Source organism: Gilvimarinus gilvus, from assembly GCF_030518155.1.
Classification (GTDB): domain Bacteria; phylum Pseudomonadota; class Gammaproteobacteria; order Pseudomonadales; family Cellvibrionaceae; genus Gilvimarinus; species Gilvimarinus gilvus.
On sequence record NZ_JAULRU010000548.1, the window covers coordinates 1 to 21,924 of the forward strand.

Below are 21,924 nucleotides of genomic sequence, written 5' to 3' on the forward strand. Positions count from 1 at the left end.
CTTTGTCTTCCCTGAAATCATCACGGCTGATATTAAAGGGCTTTATCGTTAAGAGGTTCTCCGTGTGTTGGTGTATATCCTCTCGGTCATCAATGGCAACCACATCATCCAAGCTATAACCAAATTCAGAAAAGCGGTGTAAGTTTTTGACTAATTTACCCCCGCTTCGCGATAAGTCTTCTCTGGTTACAACCACTGAAAATAGGCTCAGCTCTACGCCACACCGGGGCAACAGCAACTCAATATAATCTAAGGTCGCCGTGGTGCATATGCCTAGATCATAGCCCATGGCCTTAGCCTCTTGAATAAAAGTGGCTAGATGCGGCCTGGGATAGACCAATTCTGGGCGCCCCACCTGAATCGTCACGCCCCCGGTTGGCAGTGCGTCGAAGAAGGCTTTGCGAGTCATGCTTGCCCCGCTAACAACTTCTAACAATGGATCGTAGGTGGGTGCATAAAGCAGGGTATGGTCCACATCAAGCACCAGTAGCCTTGAACGCCTCCTGTCTTTACTTCCCAACTCACCCATTCCACCAGTACCCTTTGTGCTTCCGTTTCAACAAGCTTTGAGTCTCATAGCTTAGCATCGATGCAGAGCCCCCTGTCTAGACTTAATCCAAGAGCGTTTCCATCAATCGAACAGCCCGGGCTCATCATCGAGCAAGCTCTTATGTAAAGCCAGTATATAAAGCCTTTTATAGCGAATGGACTCCAGACATATTGCTGCGGGCGTAATAACCTCGCCTTCAGATACTGCATTGAATAAAAATATTAGAAAAAGGGCGCCATTTATTAAATACCACATTTTTTGTCTTGATCTAATAAATGGGACGTGAAAATTGAAAAACGTCTGCTATAAGTATCACGTACTTCCTGACTCATATATAAAAACAGTGAAAATCGTTGGAATTGAGTCTTTTAAAGGTTTGTGGAGGTAAAAAATGGAGTGGAACGGATATAATTTCAACAATATGAGCGCATATTGTTCTATTTTGTTAAAATAGATCAGGATTAATGCACGTAACTTATAAATGAACGCACTTAACTTACAATACAGAATGTGAAGGCTTTTATGGCTTAATTTAACTTCATATATTTATAGCAAAACACGGAACATTATGAATAAACAAAATGAAGAATATGTAGGCGCTGACGCGAGCCAGTATTTCAAGAGTGATTCTGACAATGGAATTCAAATTTCGTCTGCAGGTTTCGAGTTTAATACTAGTCATCACAGGTGGGTGTTGGATTCAGAGACAACTGTGCATGTCGACGTTGTATGGTCATACCCTAATGAATATCAAGAAAACATCCTCGCTACGCTAGAACACTTCGCAATCACTACTTCGGCAAAATATGTTGTTTCGCACACTGTCCAATTAAGGCGTTTTTTAAAACATGGTAAGGGCTTTACATTGACTGGTCTCATGGCCTACAAGAAGTCATTTCCTGAACGGAGTGGAAACCAAGCTGTTTCTACTTTCCGCACCTTTATGCGAAGAATGGTTCAAATGGGTTTTCACGTGCCTGATGAATTTATGAGAGAGTTCAATGATTGGGTAATTGGAGGTGGCGAAAGAGGGGTTCCAGTATCAAGTCAAGATCCAGAAGAGGGACCTTATAGTGATTTAGAGTTTAGAGCTATTCAATCGGCCTTGGACTATAAATATGCTGATGGCACACTTTCGGACAGAGAGTATTCGCTCGTAAAGTTATTCATGGCGACATTTAGACGGCCAGCAAATTTAAAGCAGCTCAAGATTCAGGATCTTATAGCAAATTCAAACATATTGGCTACAAGGCAGATGATTTTTAAAATTAACATTCCTCGATCAAAGAGTAAGGGTAGAAAATTTCGCTCGCAGTCGACAGCATTTGCGTTAGTCGAAAGTATAGGATTAGTACTAACGAAACATATCCAAAGTTCGATTCAAGAGGCAGAATCCAAGATAGGTCGGAAATTCAGCAAGGAAGAAGCAAAAGAGTTGCCGATGTTTTTTAACCAAAGGTTGATAGATGAGCTTTGCGAACAGGATAATAATAACGTTATTGACTATCTAAAAAGTGAAATTCCGCACTTAAATACCGATGAGTTGACGAAGGAATTGCAGAGAATTGTTGATAAGCTTGAGATTATATCTGAGCGTACTGGAGCGCTTTTAACAACCACCGCATATCGCTTCCGATACACTGGTGGTACGCGAGCAGCGCAAGCCAAAGCGGGTGCAATAACTATCGGAAAGCTACTAGATCACGATGGTACCGAGCATGTTAAAGTGTACGTTGCTAATTCACCTGAGTTGGGCCAACAAATATCAAGCATTATGAACAATCCATTGGCTCGTTATGCAAGTGCATTCAAGGGCGAGATTGTTGAGGATGAGGAAGATGCCTTTAAGGTTAACCCTGATGCCACTCGTATCCCTTGTGCCGATAAAGGATGTGATGTGGGAAGTTGTGGCTCAAGAAGTTTTTGTACTGATTATGCCCCTATAGCTTGTTATTTATGCCCTAAATTTCTGCCTTGGAAAGGCGCACCTCATCATGAAGTTCTTCAATGGTTGCTTGAAGAGCGAAAGAGATTATCCGAAACACTTAATGACGCGAAAGTAGTGCAGATTAACGACAGCGCAATCCTAGCCGTCGCTCAAGTAATGAAAGCTTGTGAAGAGGAGAGAAAGAAAGGTGTCTGATGCTAACATATTACTATTTACTCCTAAACATGAGGTTGAATTTGAGAATAATATTGAAGACTTCATCAGTGAGGTTGAAGCCGTTTCAAATCCAAACACTAAGATGGATTACTGCTCCCACTATTGGTGTGGCCTCGGCAACTTCACTAAGATAGGCGTCAATAGCCGAAAAAAAGATAAATCCACTTGGCTCGATGACTCAATCATAAGGTTTGCAAAGGCTTACATAAAGTACCACGCAATAAGGAGCGGATCGTCCATATATGCGCATTTCTATGCAGTCAGAGCATTAGAAGCAGCAGTCACTAACCGTGGTGAAAAAGTCGAAATTGCCAAATTACTCCCGCGAGATTTCGATCAAGCAGCACAAGAAGCGAAAGCAGGTATGGCTGAGGGCGCAGCATATCAAGCCGGAATGAAGCTAAATTTCATGCGCAAGTTCTTAATTGATCACAAAATGATAAAACCTTTTGAGTGGAAAAATCCTTTTCCTAAGCCGAAAGACAAAAAAGAGCTTACCGGCGACGTTGGTCAAGAGTATCGAGAGAGCAAGATGCCCAACGAGAAATCGATAATGGCGATGGCAGAAATATTTGCAAAAGAAGATACAGATCTTACCCCTAGAGATATATTCACAACATCTACATTTAGTTTGATGATGAGCGCTCCAGAGCGAGGCTCAGAGCCTCTTTATCTTAGAGCTGACTGTCTCGATATTCATGTTTTTAAAAAGCCTCAGAGTAGCACTGAGAGCGTTTCTGGCAGCGCATTAAAGCAAAGTGATGGCTCAGAGATTTTGTTTTCCGAGGATGACGACGAACAACCTGCTCAAGAACAAATAGGTATAAAATGGTTTTCGGGAAAAGGCTACGGCTACGAAAACAAATGGGTTCCAGATGTCATGAATCCTATTGTTAAAGCTGCGATTGAAAGATTGCAGAATCAATCTGAAAAAGCCAGAAAGTTTGCAAGAATGCTTGAGGAATCTGAGGACTTTCCTCGTCACTCTCTTTGTCCGACAGTTAATGAAGACAAGTTGCTTACAAAAGCACAAGCAGTCGCCGCCCTGGGTTTGGATACATCTCAACTGACTAATGAACAGGCTGTAATATCTGGCAATCAACTCCTCCGAAAAAATGGCATAGCAATAACTGACTACGCAGTCACGTTAAGAGACTTAAATACTATTGTAAGGGGAAGACTACCAGAGGCATGGCCTTATATACCGTTTAAGAAAGGAAAGGTGAGACTTAAGTGGTCAGAAGCACTTTACTCTTGTTTTGCTAACCAGTTCAGTGCAGCCAAAGGCACTATATACACAGAGCTTTGGATCCCTAACATTACGACCTTGAATGAGGATCTAAAACCAACCACAAAGAGAAATCGGACAACGGGTGAAATTTCTACTGGCAACCTTTCAATATTCGCTCGCCATGGATACAGGGGGCTGGAGTTAAGAAGTCATCAACCTCGTCATTTACTTGATACCATGGCATCTGTTAATGGTATGAGCGATACCTTAAGGTCTAAGTGGGCGGGTAGAGCTGACCCAAAACATAATCGGTATTACGACCATACGGATGAACAAGAGTACAATCATGATTGGTTAGAGCATGAGTCTAAAGGCGAGCTGTTGGTGAACGATGGCGCTAGGAGTCTGTTTAAAGTCCAAATTGCGAAAGGCGATCTTCGTTCCCTGCAAGAGCATAATACCCGAACAAGTCTTGCAGTTCACATTACTGAGTACGGTGAGTGCAAACATTCATATATTGACGAACCCTGCATGAAACATCGAGATTGCTTAAATTGTAATGAGCTTGTCTGTACCAAAGGCAATGATGATAGACTTAAACGACTGCAAGAGCAGCTAAAAAAGGAAAAGTTATTACTCCAGGGTGAAGAAAAAGCAGTCAATGATGGAGTGAGCGGTGCACAGCAGTGGTATCAGCGTAGGTTAACTACTATCAAGCGCTGTGAGAGCCTCATAGCATGGCTAACAAGCGATGATGTCAAAGATGGCGACATGATTAAGCTAGCTGACGCAGAGAGCGTGACACATTTAGACAGAGCGCTAGAGGTTAACGGCCGCAAAAGGCTACCTAAAATTGAGAATCATTTCCGTGAAAAAGCTACTGTTAATGATGCTACCCCAGTTGAATTTGTTTCTGTAAATCAGCTGCTAGCACCAACTGGCATCGTGGTGCCAAACGACGATGATGACTTTGACTATAACGACTTTGTCTTGGAGGATTTTTAATTATGGCAAAGCATTTAACTGACAAAGACATAGAGGCAATTGTTGAATACCTTGACGAATGGGATCTCAGCAAGAAAGTTACTTGGGAAAAGCTTTGCCTTTCTCTGGATGACGATCTGGGCATTAGCCACACGCGACAAACACTGCAAAGTCATGACCGTATAAAAGGAGCATTTGATGATTTAAAACTCCACCTCAGAGGCAAAAAGAAACAAGGAGGCAAAGTGCTACCCAGTTCCTTAGCCGCCGCAGCCAAAGAGATTGAGACACTAAATCGAAAGAATGCTCGATTAGAACGAGAAAACAAAAACTTGCTGGAACAGTTTCTCGTCTGGCAGTACAACGCGCATATACATGGGATGAAGCAAGATCAGCTTAATCGGCCGCTTCCGGAAAAATAAATGTTAGGTGGCTGTATACAGGTTATTCACCGCAAAAACACTTTTACGTTGCCATGACAAGTTTACACTTTTCAGGAGCCTTCATGAGCCACTTTAAACTTTACACGTCAAAATGGCTTACTTCTTAAAGGATTATTACTGAACAAGTATATATAGAGAGCTTTACACTAAAACAGCTTTACACACACTCTCTCATCCAATTCAGAAGGGTAAGTCATCGTCATACTCAATACTTTCCTTCATGGCGAAGTCAGCATCTTGCATATTGAGCGAAAGTGTCATAGCACGCCTTGAGTTATGTCGAGATGCGTACACCAGCGACATTGACGAGCCTTGTCTCCAGCCCATGAGTTGGCATCGGTCAGCTTCTGATTTTTCTTCGTTTGTTTTTCCGGCAGCAATTGCTTTATCCATTGCTTCACTGAAACGGTCATTCCAAGTATGGCGGAGTCGGTGTGGATGCACATGAAAGCCCATTGTCTCGCTTAGTTGTGCGAATATTTTTTCGACTGCACTTATCGACAAGGGGTTCAGTTTTCCTTTCCTAACGCGATGAGAAACAAACAAAAATTCATTGGTGGCAACGTTCTGTAAGTTTGCCCTATGTTCGTAGATGTAATCATCAAGGATCTTTTGTAGCTTTGGTGACAATGCCAAGCTTCTACCATTGGTTTTAACCTTTGGTTGGTTGACACGCGAGTCATTGATGTCATCAGCATTTCGCCTGATCACAACATAGCGTTTTCCTTTTTTCACAACCAGATCTTGAAGCTTCACGTTGAGACATTCACCAAGCCTCACACCCAGTGCCCACATGAACATGAACATTGCATAGTTGCGTACTTTGATGCTTTCGTCATTCCATGGATTGTCAGAGTAATCAGGGCGGATACGATCAAGGAAAATTGCGCATTCTTCTGAGGTTAACGACTTGTAGGTAGCGACTTCGAGCATCTCTCCATAGGTTGGCCCCTCATTTTTTTGAGGTCGCAGTTCAGTGAAGTAAAATTCAGTCCTCGTCTCTGCATAGGGATGATGATACTTTTCAAGCCAACTGACGTAGCGCGAAAAAACACTGACTCGGTTGTACTTAGTTTGCCAGTAAACCTTGTCTTCTTTTTTCTCTGCAACGATTGAATACCTAGCTGTTTCTAGCATCCTTGGCTTAGCTACTTTTAGCTTTGTAACATTGCTGCTTGTTGCTTTGAGCTTTGCTTTCGTTGCTTCTCGCGTGATCCCTGCAAAATAAACAATCCTCTGTATTTCTTCATGAGTAAGAAACTCACCTCTAGCAGTTCTTTCCTCAACGTAAATTTCTAAACCGTTGCACACCTCTAAAAGAAAAGAAACATGCTCTAAAGCTTTTTGACAGGAAGAAGATGCTTGTCCATCGTTCCTATACATCGTGGTGACGAATAGGTTGGGATAGTCAAGTGGCATCCCCTTATCATTTAACAGGATTGAATATCTTTCACCTGTCTTACCAATAAATAATTTTGTTTTCATAACGCTCCATACCTTACAAAATACTAAGTAAGCGTAAACCTTTAGAGTGAAGCATAAAAAAGTTTACAAAAAAATACAACTTTAATGTAAACTTTCTTTTCAAGGCCTCGCCACTAAAGGGCTACAGAGCGATACTTTACAAAAGCACGCCTTAAGTGAAAGTCAAAACGGAATATCATCATCAAACGTATCAAACCCGCCACTGGCTGGCTGCTGCGGTTGGGGCGCTTGTTGTGGTGGTTGCTGCGCAGGCTGTCCGCCCTGGTTAAAGCCACCTTGGTTTTGCGGTGCTTGATTTTGTGGAGCCTGCTGAGGCGCTTGGTTTTGGCCGCCGAAGTTCTGTCCGCCGCCATAGCCTTGGCCTTGGTTGTAGTTGTCCTGGCCGTAGCCGGAATTGTCGCCGCCGCGCGAATCCAGCATTTGCATTTCACCGGCAACGATTTCGGTGGTGTAGCGATCCTGACCGTCCTGCCCCTGCCACTTGCGGGTACGCAGTGAACCTTCAATGTACACTTTGGAGCCCTTGCGCAGGTACTCACCGGCAATTTCCGCCAGGCGGTTAAAGAACACCACACGGTGCCACTCGGTGCGCTCTTGCGGCTGGCCGGTGTTTTTGTCTTTCCAGGTTTCGGACGTGGCCACGCTGATGTTGGTTACGGCGCCACCTGAGGGCATAAACTTCGTTTCCGGGTCTTGCCCCAGATTACCGACCAAAATCACCTTATTAATGCCGCGCGATGCCATATTTGTCTCCTGAAGTCTTCGTTGCTTTAGCAAATTATTTCGTCAAATGTCTTGGGTGTTGAGCTTACACTATTGCACTGGTGATCACTATAATGATCCGGCGACGTTACTGCCCTAGCAGCTGATTGATTTCAGCGCGATTGACCCCGGCCGAGTCTACTTTGAGGTACACCATGTCCTCACTGGGCACCACCAGCACCTCTGCCACCGCCTCCACCCCGGCAAGCTTAGCCTCTATGTCTTCGGCGCTGCGCCCGGCCAGCGGGAACAACATGCTGGCCAGGTACTTGGGCGGCGCCATAGGCCTTGCCGCCAACCACCATAGCGCTATAACCAGCACACACAGGGCCAGCACCCAAAACACGCCGGCCAGCTGCAACACCAAACCGCCCAGCGCACCACCACAAAAGGCGCCGGCAAACTGGGCGGTTGAATAGATACCTGTCGCCGTGCCCTTGGAGCCGGCCGGGGCCATTTTGCTTACCAGTGACGGCAGCGTTGCCTCCAGCAGGTTAAAGGCCATAAAAAAGCCAAACAAGCCGATAATCCACCACAGCATGCCCTTAGGTACCAGCATCAGCCAGGCCAGTGATACGCCGATAAGGCTGATCGCCAGCAAAAACACCGGCTTCATTTGGCGGCGTTTTTCGGCAATGATAATAAAAGGCAACATGGCGATAAATGAAAAGCCCAGCAGCGGCAAGTACACCAGCCAGTGGTCGGCGCGGGCCAGCCCGAGTGGGCCGCTCAATACCACCGGCACCACCACAAAGCTCGCCATCAGCACAAAATGCAGAGCAAAGATGCCCAAGTCCAAACGCAGCAGTTCTTTATTGCGCAGGGTTTGCAACAGCAACTGCGGCACGGCACCGGATTCACGCCGGCGCTTCACACTGGGCGCCACCGAGGGCACCAGAAACAAAATAACGTAAATGCCCACTAAGCCGAGCGCCGCCGTCACCCAAAATATAAGGCTTAAACCGCCCACACCGGCCAGCGCCGGGCCCAACACCAAAGCCAGCGCGAAAGACACGCCGATGCTGGCGCCAATGCTGGCCATGGCTTTGGTGCGGTTTTCATCGGCGGTAAGGTCAGTCACCAGTGCCATTACCGCACTGGCTATAGCGCCGCAGCCTTGCAGCAGGCGACCAATGATTAAACCCCACACCGAATCGGCCAGCGCTGCAATCACGGAGCCGGCAATAAAAATCAGCAACCCGCCGACAATAACCGGCTTGCGGCCAATTTTGTCTGAAAGTACGCCAAAGGGTATTTGCAGCAGTGCCTGGGATGCGCCATATGCCCCCAGCGCCAAACCCAATAAAGCAGCACTGGCGCCGGTGTAGCTCTCGCCGTAAAGGCTGAGCACGGGCAGCACCATAAACAACCCCAGCATGCGGAACGCATACAAAGAGGCTAGCGCCGATACGGTGCGGCGTTCGAATGAAGAGGGGCTGGGGCTCAAAGCAAACCTATTGTTGTCATGGCGTTAGCAAGGTGCGGAATTCTACCACCACAGCCGCGACCAACCAATCATTGCAAACGATTACCACAAGCACCTCTCGCTTACCGTATAATGATCGGTTTTTCAGCATCCACACAGGTGAGCTTTTGGATACGATTTTTGTACGCGGCGCCCGCACCCACAATTTGAAGAATATCGATCTTGATATTCCGCGAGACAAGCTGGTGGTTATTACCGGCCTATCCGGCTCGGGTAAATCGTCACTGGCCTTTGACACCCTCTACGCCGAGGGCCAGCGCCGCTACGTGGAGTCACTATCGACCTACGCTCGCCAGTTCTTGTCGATGATGGAAAAACCCGATGTCGATCACGTGGAAGGCTTAAGCCCGGCCATATCCATCGAGCAGAAGTCCACCTCGCACAACCCGCGCTCCACCGTGGGCACGATTACCGAAATATACGACTACCTGCGGCTACTGTTCGCCCGCGTGGGCGAGCCGCGCTGCCCCACCCACAAGCAGCCGCTGGCGGCGCAAACCATCAGCGAAATGGTCGACACCGTGCTGGCCCTGCCCGAAGGCACCAAGCTTATGCTGATGGCGCCGGTGGTGCGCGACCGCAAAGGTGAGCACTTACACACCCTGGAAAGCTTACAGCGTGACGGGTTTATTCGCGCCCGCATCGACGGCCTGCTGGTTGATCTGGACGATGCGCCCGAGCTCGATAAAAAGAAGAAGCACAGCATTGACGTGGTGGTGGATCGCTTTAAGGTGCGGGACGACTTGCAAATACGGCTGGCGGAATCGTTCGAAACCGCCCTTAACCTGTCGGAAGGCTTGGTCAGCATCAGCTATATGGATGGCGACCAACCCGACCAGTTGTTCAGCGCCAAGCACGCCTGCCCGGTCTGTGATTACAGCTTGAGTGAGTTAGAGCCGCGCCTGTTTTCTTTTAATAACCCCGCCGGCGCCTGCCCCACCTGTGACGGTTTAGGCGTAAAACAGTTTTTTGACCAAAGCAAAGTCGTGCTCTACCCCGAGGCACCCTTGTCGCAGGGCGCGATTCGCGGCTGGGACAAACGCAACATTTACTACTTCCATATGCTGACAGCCTTGGCCGAACACTACGGCTTTGACGTCGACACCCCCTGGAACGAACTCAAACCCGAGCACCGCAACATTATTTTGCAGGGGTCGAACGGCGAATCTTTGGCGTTTAATTACGTTAACGAACGCGGCGATGTGATTAAGCGCAACCACACCTTCGAGGGCGTCATACCCAACCTGGAGCGCCGCTACCGGGATACCGAGTCGGCCAGTGTGCGCGAAGAACTCACCAAATATTTATCCACCCAGCACTGCCCCGGCTGCGACGGCACCCGTTTGCGCGAGTCGGCGCGCAACGTGTTTGTGGATGAGAAAACCCTGCCCGAAGTGGCGAATATGCCGGTTGGCGAGGCGCAAACCTACTTTACTGAACTCGCCTTTAGCGGTGCCAAGGCGGGCATTGCCGACAAAATACTGAAAGAGCTGCGCGACCGCTTTCGCTTTTTGGTGGATGTGGGCCTGAATTATTTAAGCCTGAGCCGCAGTGCTGACACCCTCTCGGGCGGCGAAGCCCAGCGTATTCGCTTGGCCAGCCAAATCGGCGCCGGTCTGGTGGGAGTTATGTACATTCTCGATGAACCCTCCATCGGTTTGCACCAGCGCGACAACGAGCGCCTGCTCAATACCCTGACCCACCTGCGCGATTTGGGCAACACGGTGATTGTGGTAGAGCACGATGAAGACGCCATTCGCCTGGCCGACCACGTGATTGATATTGGCCCCGGCGCGGGTGTGCACGGCGGTGAAGTCATCGCCGAAGGCACCGTCGATGACATTATGGAATGTGAGCAATCACTTACCGGGCAGTATTTGTCGGGCGGCAAAGAGATTGCCATTCCGGCCAAACGTATAGCGGCCGACCCGGCTCGCACGCTCTCGCTTAAAGGCGCCCGCGGTAACAATCTGCAAAACGTTGACCTCACCATCCCGCTGGGGCTGATGACCTGCGTTACCGGGGTATCCGGCTCGGGCAAGTCCACCTTGATTAACGCCACCCTCTACCCTGTTGCCGCCACCGAACTCAATGGCGCCACCACGCTAAAGCCCGCCGCCTTTGATGAAATTGAAGGTATGGACCAACTCGACAAGTGCGTGGATATCGACCAGAGCCCCATCGGCCGCACACCGCGCTCCAACCCCGCCACCTATACCGGCATTTTCACGCCGGTACGCGAGCTGTTTGCGGGCACCCAAGAGGCGCGCTCGCGCGGCTACAAGCCGGGCCGTTTCAGCTTTAATGTGAAAGGCGGACGCTGTGAGGCCTGCCAGGGCGACGGCGTCACCAAAGTAGAAATGCACTTTTTACCCGACGTGTATGTGCCCTGCGATGTGTGTAAGGGCAAGCGCTACAACCGCGAAACGCTGGAGATTAAGTACAAAGGCAAAAACATTCACGAGGTGTTAGATCTTACCATCGAGGAAGGCCGTGAGTTTTTTGATGCGATACCGGCCATTGCCAAAAAGCTGCAAACCCTGATGGATGTAGGGCTGAGCTACATTCGCCTGGGGCAGGCGGCGACCACGCTCTCGGGCGGTGAGGCGCAGCGCGTCAAGCTGGCCAAAGAGTTGTCCAAGCGCGACACCGGCCAAACCCTGTACATTTTGGATGAACCCACCACCGGCCTGCACTTTGCCGACATTCAATTACTGTTGGATGTACTGCACCGACTGCGCGACCACGGCAATACCATTGTGGTGATTGAGCACAACCTGGATGTGATTAAAACGGCGGACTACATTGTCGATCTCGGCCCCGAGGGCGGCAGCGGCGGCGGCCAGATTATCGCCACTGGCACGCCCGAGGAAGTGGCCAAGAATAAAAAATCACATACCGGGCACTTTTTGGGCCCCATGCTCAAAGCCGCCAAGTTGCGTCATAAAAAGGCGTCATAAGAGGCGCCTTGTCAGCCGGCTTAGTTTGCGCAGCACGTTAAACGCACTTAGCGAAAGTAGTCGTTTTCGATAAGTAGCTGAGCCGTGACATCAACAACACCCATGCCGGCGGTCTGTGCGGCCGCTATGCCCATGGGTGAATCTTCGAAAACTAAGCAGTGCTGCGGCGCAACCTGCATGCCTGACGCGCACAGCAAAAAGGTTTCAGGGTCGGGTTTGGGCGCACTGACCCGGTCCGCCCCCACCACAAAATCGACGCAACCATACAACCCACAATGCTGCAGTATGGGTACCGCCTCCGCCTCGCTTGAACCGGTGCCGACACTCATGGGCATCAGCCCCGAGTACTGCCTCGCCACCTGTGCCAAACTTGTCGGTTGCACATAGCCGTGAATATTGGCTTTCACCCATGCCTCTTTAAACGCTGAAATCTCTGCAACGCTAAACCGCCCTAACATTTGGTGTTGTTCGAGCAACATAGTCACGGTTTGCCCGGTTGAGATTCCCGACCAGGCCCGCATTTGCGCTCGATCCAGCGGGATACTGAATCGAGCAAGCGTATTGATCCAGGCTTCTTCGTGCAACTGACCACTGTCTACTAAGGTGCCGTCCATATCGAAAATAATCGCCCGATACCGATTGATAAGCGCGACCAGATCCGCGGCAGACAAAACCGGCACCTGCGCCTGCGTGTTCATGCGGTAACCTCAATTCGGTTGCCATCCAAATCGTAAACACAGGCTTCGAAATAACCATCCCCGGTTTGGCGGGGGCCGGAAACGACCCGGCAACCGGCGCCCTGCAGGCGCTCAAACATGGCAACAACCGCCTGCTGTGAGCCTAGGTTTAAGGCAATGTGCGAGATACCGGTGAGCTCACCGTTGTTAGTCGCGCGCGGCTCAAGCCCCTCGCGCCACATTAACTCCAGACGGGCTCCGCTCTCGGCTTCTAAAAAGTATGATTCAAACGGTTTACTCGCACTTTGGTAGCGCTCCCCTGCACGAAAGCCAAAGTGGTCACAGTAGAAATGGCGAGCCCGCTCGAAGTTGGCGGTGTAAATGGCGACATGGTCAATTTTCATTGGTAATTCCTGTACTCGTTGGTATTAGTGCTGATGTTGAAGTCGCCATTACTCTGTGCTTAAACCATAAATATGTAAAATGAATTTATTTACTAAAATATATTAAATATACTTATCTGTATGAATCACCACCTGTTTACCCACCTGCCTTTTTTGGCTGCTCTTTACCGCCACCACAGCTTCACCAAGGCGGCGCAGAGCCTGCACGTGTCGCAAACGGCGGTGACCTACCAAATCAAACAGCTTGAGACAAAACTGGGAAGTACACTGGTACTGCGCCAATCGGGCAGCCAACTGCGCTTTACTGCCGACGGGGAGAGTCTGGTTCGACAGTACCTGGACTGTGAAAAGAGGCTTAATCTGGCCATAGAAGGGCTGTCGCATGGCAAGAACCGTGGCACACTCCGCTTGAGCACGCCCGTCGACTTTGGCAGCCTCATCGCGCCCAACCTGGTAAAAAGCCTGCGCAAGCTGGCGCCTGAGCTAAAAGTCGAGTTGCACAGCAGCGACAGCAATGTCGACCTAATGCATGACCACTGGGACATTGCGATTCGCTCGCGTATTGGCACGGCCCCCTCCGGCCTATTTGCCTCGCCCATGTGTTTACTCGCGAGCCTCGAATACATAAAACAACAAGGTGCACCGGCCGGGCTGTCTCAGTTGCACCGGCACACCATTTTGTTGCGCCAGGGCTCTGCGTTGCGTAGCTGGCAACAACTACTGGGAGCGCCCCCCGAATTTGCCCACAGGCTCACCTTTGGGGATGTACTGGGCATGCGCGAGGCGGCCTTGGCGGGGCTGGGTATTGCGCTGCTACCCGAGTTTGTCGCGCGCCGAGAAATTCAACGCGGTGAACTTATCAAGCTGCTCCCCAAGCAGTGCCAGGCCCTGACCGTACAGTTTGATATTACCCGCATCGACACCCCGCAAACCGAACATTACGAAGGGCTTATCCGCCAGGCGTTTCAGACCATCGGGCAGTAGCCCTTGCTGCCTTACATGCACATGGGCACAAAGTCATACGCGCGTACTCTGTGGCCTCTTATTGAAAACTCAAGCAAACACCTAGGGCATCTGTTAACACTAATTGAATACAGCCTGTTGTACCTAAAAATTCTCCAGTCAAGGCGCAAGGAGAGAAGTGTGGTCAGTCGAAATAAGTGACGAGTAACACAGAGTGTGCGGATTTTTAGGTACAACCCAAAGGGCTGGAGCCAGTTTTGCTTCCAGCAGACGTATTCAAATTACGTGTTGACAGGCCCTAAGAAGAGGCAAACTAGTCTTTTCAAAACTCGATCAACAATGACATTACTCAATGGACTCGGTTTGTTGCCACTGCACGCTGGACAAGCGGTGTGCAACTGGCTGCTTAATCCAGTTATATACAAGCCCCGCGAACAACACGAGCGCAAACACAGTCGCGACAACAAAACCGTATTTGGCGTCACCACCAAAAACATCGCTCACCACCCCCATTATCAACGGCCCCGCAGCCGCACCTGCCGCAGTAAAAAACAAAATAACGCCTGCTGCGGTACCATGCTTATTAGGCTCGAAGCAACTAATGCCTTTTGAGTTGAGCGTAGGATAGATAACCGACATAAATAGACCGCTCAATGGCAGTAAAAAAATCGCAGCGGCCTTTCCGTATAAAACTGATACGGAAAAGCACACTGCGATAGCACCACTGCACAACACCAAAACAAATGACCAATTTAGCCGCCCCAACAACCACATCCCCAGAAAGCGACCTATCGCACGCAGCACAAAAAATACCGTTAAGGCGTAAACCGCAAGCAGCATAAAAGGCCCGTCATACCCCTTAATATAAGTGGGCATCCAAACGTATATGGCGCTTTCGGTAGCGACATACAAAAATGCACCAACAGAAAAGCCAAGTGCATAAGGATCTTTCAACATAGCGAGTGTACTGGTAAAGCTAACAGGCTCAGCGTTTGATTGTTTTTGTGGTGGGTATTTGGTCATTAAAGAAAGAACAATCAGCAGTAAGCAGAGACAGCCCGCAATAACATAAAGCCATTTCCATTCGACACCACGCGATAATAAATAGGTAACAAGCAAGGGCCCCAAAATGGCACCTACGGCAAAAAACGCCTCAACTCCGTTAACCGTTCGGGTATGCTCTCGATTTGATAAAGATATATCGCCTATTAACGCCAGAGCGGCTGTTTTAAATACGCCAATCGCGATACCGGAGGCAACCATCAAAATCAAAAAGTAACCAAACTGATCACCCACCAAAAATAAAAAAGATACGACGGAGAAAACCGCCAAACCCAAGATGATCGTCAGCTTTCGTCCAATTCTATCGGCCAGAAATCCAAAGCCAAGCCCTGCCACTGCGATGGCAACCATAGGAGCATAATGGACCAAGCCTGCTTGCGTCATACTGAGCGAGAAATCTTCCATTAGCTCGGGAATGATGACGCCCACCGCGTCCGTTGTCATAGCGAACATCAGGAACATCAGGTACGTAAGCCAACGAATTTTTTGTGCGTTATTCACATTATTATTCATATTTTTACCGCCGGATTGATGCTAATCAGAAAAGCTGTGCCAATCACAGATTACTGTTTCTTGTTCGTCTCGCAAGGATACGACTTCAAATGTCATCTTCGCCAAATCAACGGTAAGAGCCAGACTGGCTTCGGATTGATTCCAGTGAATTTTTAGTCGATTCGGCTCAGTAGACTCACAGCTAAACTCGCCAGCAAAGGCCGGGTGCTCATTTCGAAAACGCATCAAACCCAAAAGGTTCCTCACAACCGGACGCTGTAACTGCTGCTGTACATCCTCAACCGAATAGTAGCGCCTATTGATATCGCGCCCCACACCCGTTGCTGAAAGAAGCTCCATATCATTTTCTCCCGCCAATAGCCCCACATAGTAAACTTGAGGAATGCCAGGAGCGAAAAACTGAATAAGTCGAGCCATTAAGTACTTTTGATCATCAGCTCCCAATGCATCATAGTAAGTGCAATTCACCTGATACAAGTCAACATTTGAAGCCGCCGCCCCAGTCGCCTTACGGCTGTTGCCATTACTGTTTTCATGAATGGCCTCAACCAGGCTATCCACTTGAGAATCAGAGAGCAATCCGGGCCCGACATTTTTTTCCGCCGCGACATCGATAATACCGATACCGTCATGGGTATCGAGCACTGTCACAGCATTGCGTGGAGATACCTTAAACCAATTTTGCAGCGGCGCACTATCGCCAAAAATCAGCGTGTGCAGCACTAGCGGCGGCAGAGCAAAATCATACACCCAGTCCGACTTTTTCGCGATGGCGACCTGAGTCAGATAATGAGCATGTATTTCAACCAAAACCTCCATATTGCGCGCATGTGCCTGACCAGTAAACTCATCGATAAAAGCAAAAGTTTCGTCGGTCATAAAGCAGCGGGTTCCAGCCTTTTTAATGGCATACCCAGCGGCGTCGAGTCTTATCATACCGACATTGGAAGACTGAAGACGATCCAGTATATTGGTCAGGTAACGCGCGCCCGATTCACTATTCACATCGATATCGACTTGATCTGCCGTAAATGTGGTCCAAAGCATGCGTTCCTTTCCATCGGCAAACTTTACTTTTGTAAAGGGCAGCCCTGGGCGCGGGCGGTACAAGTCCACAAGCTGCTGCTCTGTTGCGCCATCGGGAAAGACAGACTCAAAGGTTAAGAACAGGTCGGAGTACTGAGAAGCATCGCCATTCGCAAGGAAATCAGCAAATTCTTTTGACTGAGCAGACATATGGTTCACAATCACATCAGCCATAATGTCATGTGTGGAAGATAAACGAGTAACATCACTCCAATCTCCCACCTTCTCATCGACTTGCGTATGATCAACTGGATCAAACCCTGCATCCGCGCCATCAATGGGATAGTAGAAAGGCAGTAAGTGAACCCCTCCAAACGCACCCGAAACTGAGTTTTTTACTAGCTCATTGACGATAGAGATTCCTTTACCGCCAAACCTGTCGGCATAGGTACATAATTGAATTTTATTTTTCATAATCGAATCTACCTAGATTTATATGGCATTGGGTAAAGTGAGCTGATCTAACCCGACACCTCTATTGTCTTCGTTACGTACTAGCAATAAGGAGCCCAGCGAGCCTGCACGATCCCCAAGCCCCGGCAACCGCAAATAATCATCCAGTAACTTGGAGGAATTAAACTGATCGATATAGCCGTTAAGTTTCGCGCCTAACTCCGTGCGCACTTTACTCAACAGTACTTCACTCATCACGCCGCCGCCGACGACAATACACTCAGGCGCGTTCGTCATTATCAAATTGTGAAAAAACTGCGCAAGATACTCGACCTCAAAATTCCAGGCATCATGCCCATACGAAAAATCGCACATCGGCTTTCCCCAGCGATGGGATAAAGCCGAACCACTGGCGAGACCTTCGGCGCAGTGGTCATGATAGGGACAAGCGACGCTAAAGCCCTCATCCCCTTTAGCGCGCGCTAGTTGCATATGTCCCATTTCTGCATGAAACAACCCTTTAATGGGCCGACCATGAATGAGCTGGCCGCCACCAATACCTGTGCCGATCGTGACGTAGCAAAAGTTTGATACGCCGCGCGCAATTCCCATTGTGTATTCGGCCAAGCCTGCGGCATTCACATCCGTATCGATGGTCACTGAGCAATCGTACCTACTAGCGAAAAACTCGTATAAATTGGTTCCCTCCCATCCTGGTTTAGGTGTACTCAAGATCGTGCCATAAGACGCCGATACAGGATTGACATCAATCGGACCAAACGCACCAACACCCACAGCCACGAGAGGCCTAAATCTATCTAACTCAGCGGATATTGCAGCCAAAGTTTGTTTCGGCGTGGTTGTGGCAATACGTGACTGGTGAACAATTTTTTGCTTTTCATTGAGAATAAGAAGAACCACCTTGGTTCCGCCAAACTCAATACCAGCGGTGTATGTAGATGACATAGTCACACTCACATGAATTAAATAGTTGCCGCACCCAAATTGAGTGCGGCCAACACAGGTTAGAAGCGTAGGCGAAGAGTTGCAGCCGTTGAAGTACCACTAATAGAGCGCGCCCGAATATAGTTCAGCCCGTCAATATTGCCCTCTTCAGACTCAGTAATACCAGCTTCATCGAACAGGTTATTCACGGACAGCTCTATACTCAAATCATCGGTAATGTAATAGCTACCGAACAAATTAACGTAAGTGTATCCAGGCATCATGAACTGATTGTCGTCCTGGGCAGGTGCCTCGGTCGTCCCGATTACGGTAACACCCAAGGTATAGTCTTCCCATGTGACACTAGGCATTAATGAGTAGGTGAAGTCGGCCTGGCGGCGCGGCGTATTGCCTATTAACTGGGTATTATTGGAGCCAACAATTTCCGCATCTGTCCAGGTAAGGCTGCCTCGCACGTCCAGTATGCCGTACTGATAATAACCGTCGAGCTCAATACCAGTGGATTCATAATCGCGCACAACAGCGGCATTGCCCGCGCCATTGGTACCTTCTGAATTCACATCATCAGTTTCTACATAGAAAAGCGCCACAGTACCGCCGAACGTATCCCCCTCCAGCTTAGTACCTACCTCGAAAGAGCGAATCTCGTTCTCCACTGAACCTTCAACCGCACCGCCATTAGAGAAAAATCCACCGTCGCCCAAACGATCCGCGTTGGCACGCCCCCCCTTACTGATACGTGAGTAAAGTGAGAGTTCATCATTTAAGGTATAGTTAGCACCAACAGAGAATGATGCATAGCTCCAGTCATAGGCGACGGTAGGCTTGTTGCGCTCGTCGACTACCGTCGCATCCTGCTCTACATTTTCTATCACCCCGTCACCGTCAACATCTACACCTCCGGTTGCCAAAGTGCTCGCGCCAAACACATAGTGGCCATAGGCTTCACCTGAGTCATAGCGAACCACGCCATCGAGACGCAGTCGGTCGGTAATATCCCAATCACCTGCGATGTAAAATGCATCTAAGTTATAGGTCAAATCAGTATCGCGCGTACAACAGTAACCCCAATCTGGGGCACCGTGGGACACCATTCCATTTTCGGTTAGTTTATTGCCACTTGCGTCGTAAGCATCAAGTAAACTGGCCTCGTTGGCCACATCCTGAATATACGTTTGCCAATACCACTCAACGTCAATCTTCTGTGTCGCCCGGTAATAACCGCCGGTCAGAGTAAAACTATCAAACGACTGACTTAAGTTCATATCAATGGTTGTATTACTCAGGTCAGACAAATCATTGTCGAACGTGCGTATATTCTGCACGAGCCCGTTCCCATTGAGGTTTGCTAACTCTTGTGCGCTGTAGAGATCGCCATTAAGTGCACCTAATTGTGTTGCTCCGTCCAGGGCAACACCGGAGGAAATATTGGCGACATTAAAGTCTGGGCTAGATGCATCATAAATGCCGGCCGAGAACGCACCAGTAAACGAACCGCTGTTGTTCGCGTCGCGTGCCTTTAACCGAAATACCAAGTTGTCAGTGAGGTCGAAATTCATGTCGACGCCAAATGATTGGGATTTAGCGTGGTACCCATCCCCAATGGACGATTGGCGTCCACCCACGGAGTAAATATTCAAAAGATCGTTGGATATATTAGAGGCCTCGGTGATATCGAAGCCTGGAATATTGCCAATCGAGGCATTCGCGTTACTGCCAGAAACAGCGACAGGCATGGGTAAGTAGGCAGGTGTACGGTCGTTCAAGTATTTGTAGTAAACCCGCGCGTAACCGTTATCGAATTCTTTGGTTAAGTTGAACTTAAGCTGTCCGCCATCGGCTGATGTGAATTGCGTCTCCCGCTCACCTTTTCCTGAACGATAAAAGCCACCAATATGAAATCGCACAGTGTCGCTTAATGGGCCACCGTATTCGAATTCTGTGCGACTTAAATCGTAATCAAGGCCGATAGTTTGGGCAATACTCCCCCCCTCTTCCTCGCCGGTTTTACTGATAAAGTTTATTACCCCCGCCGGAGAGTTACTGGCCAGTGCAGCGGCGGAACCACCTTTAACCGCTTCTACTCGTGCTAAGGTAGAATCCGCTTTCAAGAAAATATCAGCGTTACCCACAATAATGTCACCAAACTGCAATACCGGAAGTCCGTCTTCAAGCAGTTGGACATACTTAGAGCCACCTGAAGCAACAGGCACCCCGCGAATCGATAGGTTTAGGTTGCCCTCGCCAGAGGATGCTTCAGCGCGAATGCCTGGGATGGTTTGGAAAATTTGTCCCACATTGCGCGGTGCGGCCATATTGACCTCTTCCGGTGACAGGGTAGATACAGTTGCGCTTGTTTCGAGATTATCTCTGGCAATAAGCTGAGCGGTTACGACCACCTCTTCAACGGCTTGCTGGGCACCGGCGCCCGAACAAAGAGCCGAGGTAACGGCTAGAGCTAAAGCGTTGCGAGTCATTTTATGTTTCATAGCATGGACCTTTATATTTATGTGTTCATTATCTACGTCAGACTGCAATCGATTGCATCACTCAAAAAAATCACTGCAATCGTTTGCATTAATAATATGCGCGACTGCAATCGATTGCAATTAAAATTGCGAAGGCATTTAAACTTAATAGGAATAAGATTTATGGATTTTATAACCGAAGTTTGATTTTATGCAGATGATCGAATTTTGAGCTTGGGCTGGATAACCTCGCTAACAACTGGCTCTCCCTTAATCTGGCGAAGCAAATTGTCCACTAAACTCGCACCCGCAACATAGATGTTCTGACTGACAGTGGTAAGTGCGGGCGCCATATGAGAGGCCATACTTATATCGTCGAACCCAACGACCGGTATGGATCGCATTGTCCGGCTATTAGTCGCCCACAACTGTTTAATAACCTCCGAAGCCAAAATATCACTAGCCGCGAAGATTGCATCAAAGTCTAGCTTCGTATCCAACACCTTATGCATGGCCTGTTCAGCACTTTCCCTAACAAAACTGCACGGAATACAAAGGTCTGCCGACACGGCGACACCTGTCGCCTCGTGCGCATCACAATACCCCTGATAACGAAGTCCCACCTCTGGCAGCTGACAATCTCCCAGAAATAGAATTCTCTTGTGACCTCGTTCCAGCAGGTATTCGGAAGCAAGGCTCCCCCCCTTACGATTATCAGTGCCCACAGAGACGTAATTCTGTCCGGCTAATTTCGCCCCCCAAACCACCATAGGGATATCCGTTTGACGCGAAAATTCATCTATATCCTGATGTAAATCACTCTGACCAATAATGACAACACCATCAACATAGTTCTGGCTCATAACCTTGGCTCGCCAGCTTTCCCGATGAACCCTTGATAGCAGCACATCATACTCAGCCTCCGTCAATGCATCTGCTATTGCACCGATTAACTCCAGAAAAAATGGGTCTGAGACATGCTGCCTAGGCTCATGATCGACTGGAATAACCACAGAGATTGTACGGGAAGATTGCAATCGCAGGTTTTGCGCCTGCCGGTTGATTGCATAGTGCTGTTCAGCAGCTATGGCCCTAATTCGAGCCTTGGTTTTGGCGTTAATCAGCGGGCTATCCGCCAGTGCACGAGAAACTGTAGATTCAGAGACACCTGCTAAGCGAGCAATGTCCGACATTTTCTTTTTTTTACTGATATCGCGTACCAATGTTCCACCTTCACAAACAAAATCGACTTTAGTACGCCATAGTAGCGATTTTTCTCTTAACTGAACAATCGTCCCGCGGATATCGCTAGCCGTCATCCCATCTC

Annotated in this window: 17 protein-coding genes; 5 read left to right on the plus strand and 12 right to left on the minus strand. The window is 48.8% G+C overall.

All coding sequences use genetic code 11. The features are described 5' to 3' along the window. Both QWI17_RS10035 and QWI17_RS10040 read right to left on the minus strand, forming a co-directional pair. The coding region (locus QWI17_RS10035) for an HAD family hydrolase (protein ID WP_302722370.1) at nucleotides 1-529 on the minus strand (529 nt) is incomplete at its 3' end. 102 nt (nucleotides 530-631) lie between these two features. Further along, complete coding sequence (locus tag QWI17_RS10040) at nucleotides 632-805, minus strand: hypothetical protein (protein ID WP_302722371.1); 174 nt, start codon at nucleotides 803-805, stop codon at nucleotides 632-634. Nucleotides 806-1,118: 313 nt separating this feature from the next. Between QWI17_RS10040 and QWI17_RS10045 the strand changes: the two genes are divergently transcribed. The 3 genes from QWI17_RS10045 to QWI17_RS10055 are packed head-to-tail and all read left to right on the plus strand — an operon-like array spanning nucleotide 1,119 to nucleotide 5,351. Next, entirely contained in the window at nucleotides 1,119-2,693 is a 1,575-nt protein-coding gene (locus QWI17_RS10045; RefSeq protein ID WP_302722372.1) for a site-specific integrase, read from the plus strand. Next, a complete protein-coding gene (locus tag QWI17_RS10050) occupies nucleotides 2,686-4,950 on the plus strand; it encodes a hypothetical protein (RefSeq protein WP_302722373.1) in 2,265 nt (754 codons plus the stop codon). Before QWI17_RS10045 ends, QWI17_RS10050 begins: the two co-directional genes overlap by 8 nt. Before the next feature lie 2 nt (nucleotides 4,951-4,952). Next, nucleotides 4,953-5,351, plus strand: coding sequence for a hypothetical protein (locus QWI17_RS10055; protein ID WP_302722374.1), 399 nt, complete (start codon nucleotides 4,953-4,955; stop codon nucleotides 5,349-5,351). 201 nt (nucleotides 5,352-5,552) lie between these two features. On the opposite strand, the gene QWI17_RS10060 is transcribed toward QWI17_RS10055, so the two are convergent. The 3 genes from QWI17_RS10060 to QWI17_RS10070 all read right to left on the minus strand — a co-directional run bounded on the left by QWI17_RS10060 (nucleotide 5,553) and on the right by QWI17_RS10070 (nucleotide 9,066). Then, nucleotides 5,553-6,857 carry a site-specific integrase gene (locus QWI17_RS10060; RefSeq protein WP_302722375.1) on the minus strand — a complete coding sequence of 435 codons (1,305 nt, stop codon included), beginning with the start codon at nucleotides 6,855-6,857 and terminating at the stop codon, nucleotides 5,553-5,555. A 162-nt stretch (nucleotides 6,858-7,019) separates the two neighbouring features. Then, a complete protein-coding gene (ssb, locus tag QWI17_RS10065; protein WP_302722376.1) occupies nucleotides 7,020-7,601 on the minus strand; it encodes a single-stranded DNA-binding protein in 582 nt (193 codons plus the stop codon). Nucleotides 7,602-7,707: 106 nt separating this feature from the next. Further along, nucleotides 7,708-9,066: an MFS transporter gene (locus QWI17_RS10070; protein ID WP_302722377.1), complete on the minus strand. Its 1,359-nt coding sequence runs from the start codon at nucleotides 9,064-9,066 to the stop codon at nucleotides 7,708-7,710. Nucleotides 9,067-9,212: 146 nt separating this feature from the next. Between QWI17_RS10070 and uvrA the strand changes: the two genes are divergently transcribed. Further along, nucleotides 9,213-12,065 (plus strand): excinuclease ABC subunit UvrA, encoded by a 2,853-nt coding sequence (gene uvrA / locus QWI17_RS10075; RefSeq protein ID WP_302722378.1) that lies wholly within the window; start codon nucleotides 9,213-9,215, stop codon nucleotides 12,063-12,065. 47 nt (nucleotides 12,066-12,112) lie between these two features. Here the strand turns inward: uvrA and QWI17_RS10080 are convergent, their stop codons facing one another. Both QWI17_RS10080 and QWI17_RS10085 read right to left on the minus strand, forming a co-directional pair. Continuing rightward, a complete protein-coding gene (locus QWI17_RS10080; protein WP_302722379.1) occupies nucleotides 12,113-12,763 on the minus strand; it encodes an HAD family hydrolase in 651 nt (216 codons plus the stop codon). Then, nucleotides 12,760-13,146, minus strand: coding sequence for a VOC family protein (locus QWI17_RS10085; protein WP_302722380.1), 387 nt, complete (start codon nucleotides 13,144-13,146; stop codon nucleotides 12,760-12,762). Before QWI17_RS10085 ends, QWI17_RS10080 begins: the two co-directional genes overlap by 4 nt. Nucleotides 13,147-13,266: 120 nt before the next feature. Here QWI17_RS10085 and QWI17_RS10090 point away from each other — a divergent pair, with 120 nt between their 5' ends. Then, nucleotides 13,267-14,130, plus strand: a complete 864-nt coding sequence (locus QWI17_RS10090; RefSeq protein ID WP_302722381.1) for a LysR family transcriptional regulator — start codon at nucleotides 13,267-13,269, stop codon at nucleotides 14,128-14,130. Between the two features lie 324 nt (nucleotides 14,131-14,454). Here QWI17_RS10090 and QWI17_RS10095 read toward each other — a convergent pair whose 3' ends face one another. From QWI17_RS10095 to QWI17_RS10115, 5 genes are all read right to left on the minus strand, one after another. Next, the gene (locus tag QWI17_RS10095) at nucleotides 14,455-15,684 is read right to left on the minus strand and encodes an MFS transporter (RefSeq protein WP_302722382.1); all 1,230 of its coding nucleotides are present in this window, start codon (nucleotides 15,682-15,684) and stop codon (nucleotides 14,455-14,457) included. A gap of 21 nt (nucleotides 15,685-15,705) precedes the next feature. Beyond that, entirely contained in the window at nucleotides 15,706-17,184 is a 1,479-nt protein-coding gene (gtfA, locus tag QWI17_RS10100) for a sucrose phosphorylase (RefSeq protein ID WP_302722383.1), read from the minus strand. Between the two features lie 18 nt (nucleotides 17,185-17,202). After that, nucleotides 17,203-18,129, minus strand: a complete 927-nt coding sequence (locus QWI17_RS10105; protein ID WP_302722384.1) for an ROK family protein — start codon at nucleotides 18,127-18,129, stop codon at nucleotides 17,203-17,205. Nucleotides 18,130-18,188: 59 nt separating this feature from the next. Beyond that, nucleotides 18,189-20,618 (minus strand): TonB-dependent siderophore receptor, encoded by a 2,430-nt coding sequence (locus tag QWI17_RS10110; protein WP_302722385.1) that lies wholly within the window; start codon nucleotides 20,616-20,618, stop codon nucleotides 18,189-18,191. Between the two features lie 188 nt (nucleotides 20,619-20,806). After that, complete coding sequence (locus QWI17_RS10115) at nucleotides 20,807-21,916, minus strand: LacI family DNA-binding transcriptional regulator (protein WP_302722386.1); 1,110 nt, start codon at nucleotides 21,914-21,916, stop codon at nucleotides 20,807-20,809. Nucleotides 21,917-21,924: the final 8 nt, after the last annotated feature.

Bases quoted from the DNA above. Each gene is read 5' to 3' on its own strand.
- QWI17_RS10060 (WP_302722375.1), bottom strand. From the start codon at position 6,857: ATGAAAACAAAATTATTTATTGGTAAGACAGGTGAAAGATATTCAATC.
- ssb (WP_302722376.1), bottom strand. From the start codon at position 7,601: ATGGCATCGCGCGGCATTAATAAGGTGATTTTGGTCGGTAATCTGGGG.
- QWI17_RS10055 (WP_302722374.1), top strand. From the start codon at position 4,953: ATGGCAAAGCATTTAACTGACAAAGACATAGAGGCAATTGTTGAATAC.
- QWI17_RS10090 (WP_302722381.1), top strand. From the start codon at position 13,267: ATGAATCACCACCTGTTTACCCACCTGCCTTTTTTGGCTGCTCTTTAC.
- QWI17_RS10080 (WP_302722379.1), bottom strand. From the start codon at position 12,763: ATGAACACGCAGGCGCAGGTGCCGGTTTTGTCTGCCGCGGATCTGGTC.
- QWI17_RS10110 (WP_302722385.1), bottom strand. From the start codon at position 20,618: ATGAAACATAAAATGACTCGCAACGCTTTAGCTCTAGCCGTTACCTCG.
- QWI17_RS10105 (WP_302722384.1), bottom strand. From the start codon at position 18,129: ATGTCATCTACATACACCGCTGGTATTGAGTTTGGCGGAACCAAGGTG.
- QWI17_RS10115 (WP_302722386.1), bottom strand. From the start codon at position 21,916: ATGACGGCTAGCGATATCCGCGGGACGATTGTTCAGTTAAGAGAAAAA.
- gtfA (WP_302722383.1), bottom strand. From the start codon at position 17,184: ATGAAAAATAAAATTCAATTATGTACCTATGCCGACAGGTTTGGCGGT.
- QWI17_RS10085 (WP_302722380.1), bottom strand. From the start codon at position 13,146: ATGAAAATTGACCATGTCGCCATTTACACCGCCAACTTCGAGCGGGCT.
- QWI17_RS10095 (WP_302722382.1), bottom strand. From the start codon at position 15,684: ATGAATAATAATGTGAATAACGCACAAAAAATTCGTTGGCTTACGTAC.
- QWI17_RS10045 (WP_302722372.1), top strand. From the start codon at position 1,119: ATGAATAAACAAAATGAAGAATATGTAGGCGCTGACGCGAGCCAGTAT.
- QWI17_RS10040 (WP_302722371.1), bottom strand. From the start codon at position 805: ATGTGGTATTTAATAAATGGCGCCCTTTTTCTAATATTTTTATTCAAT.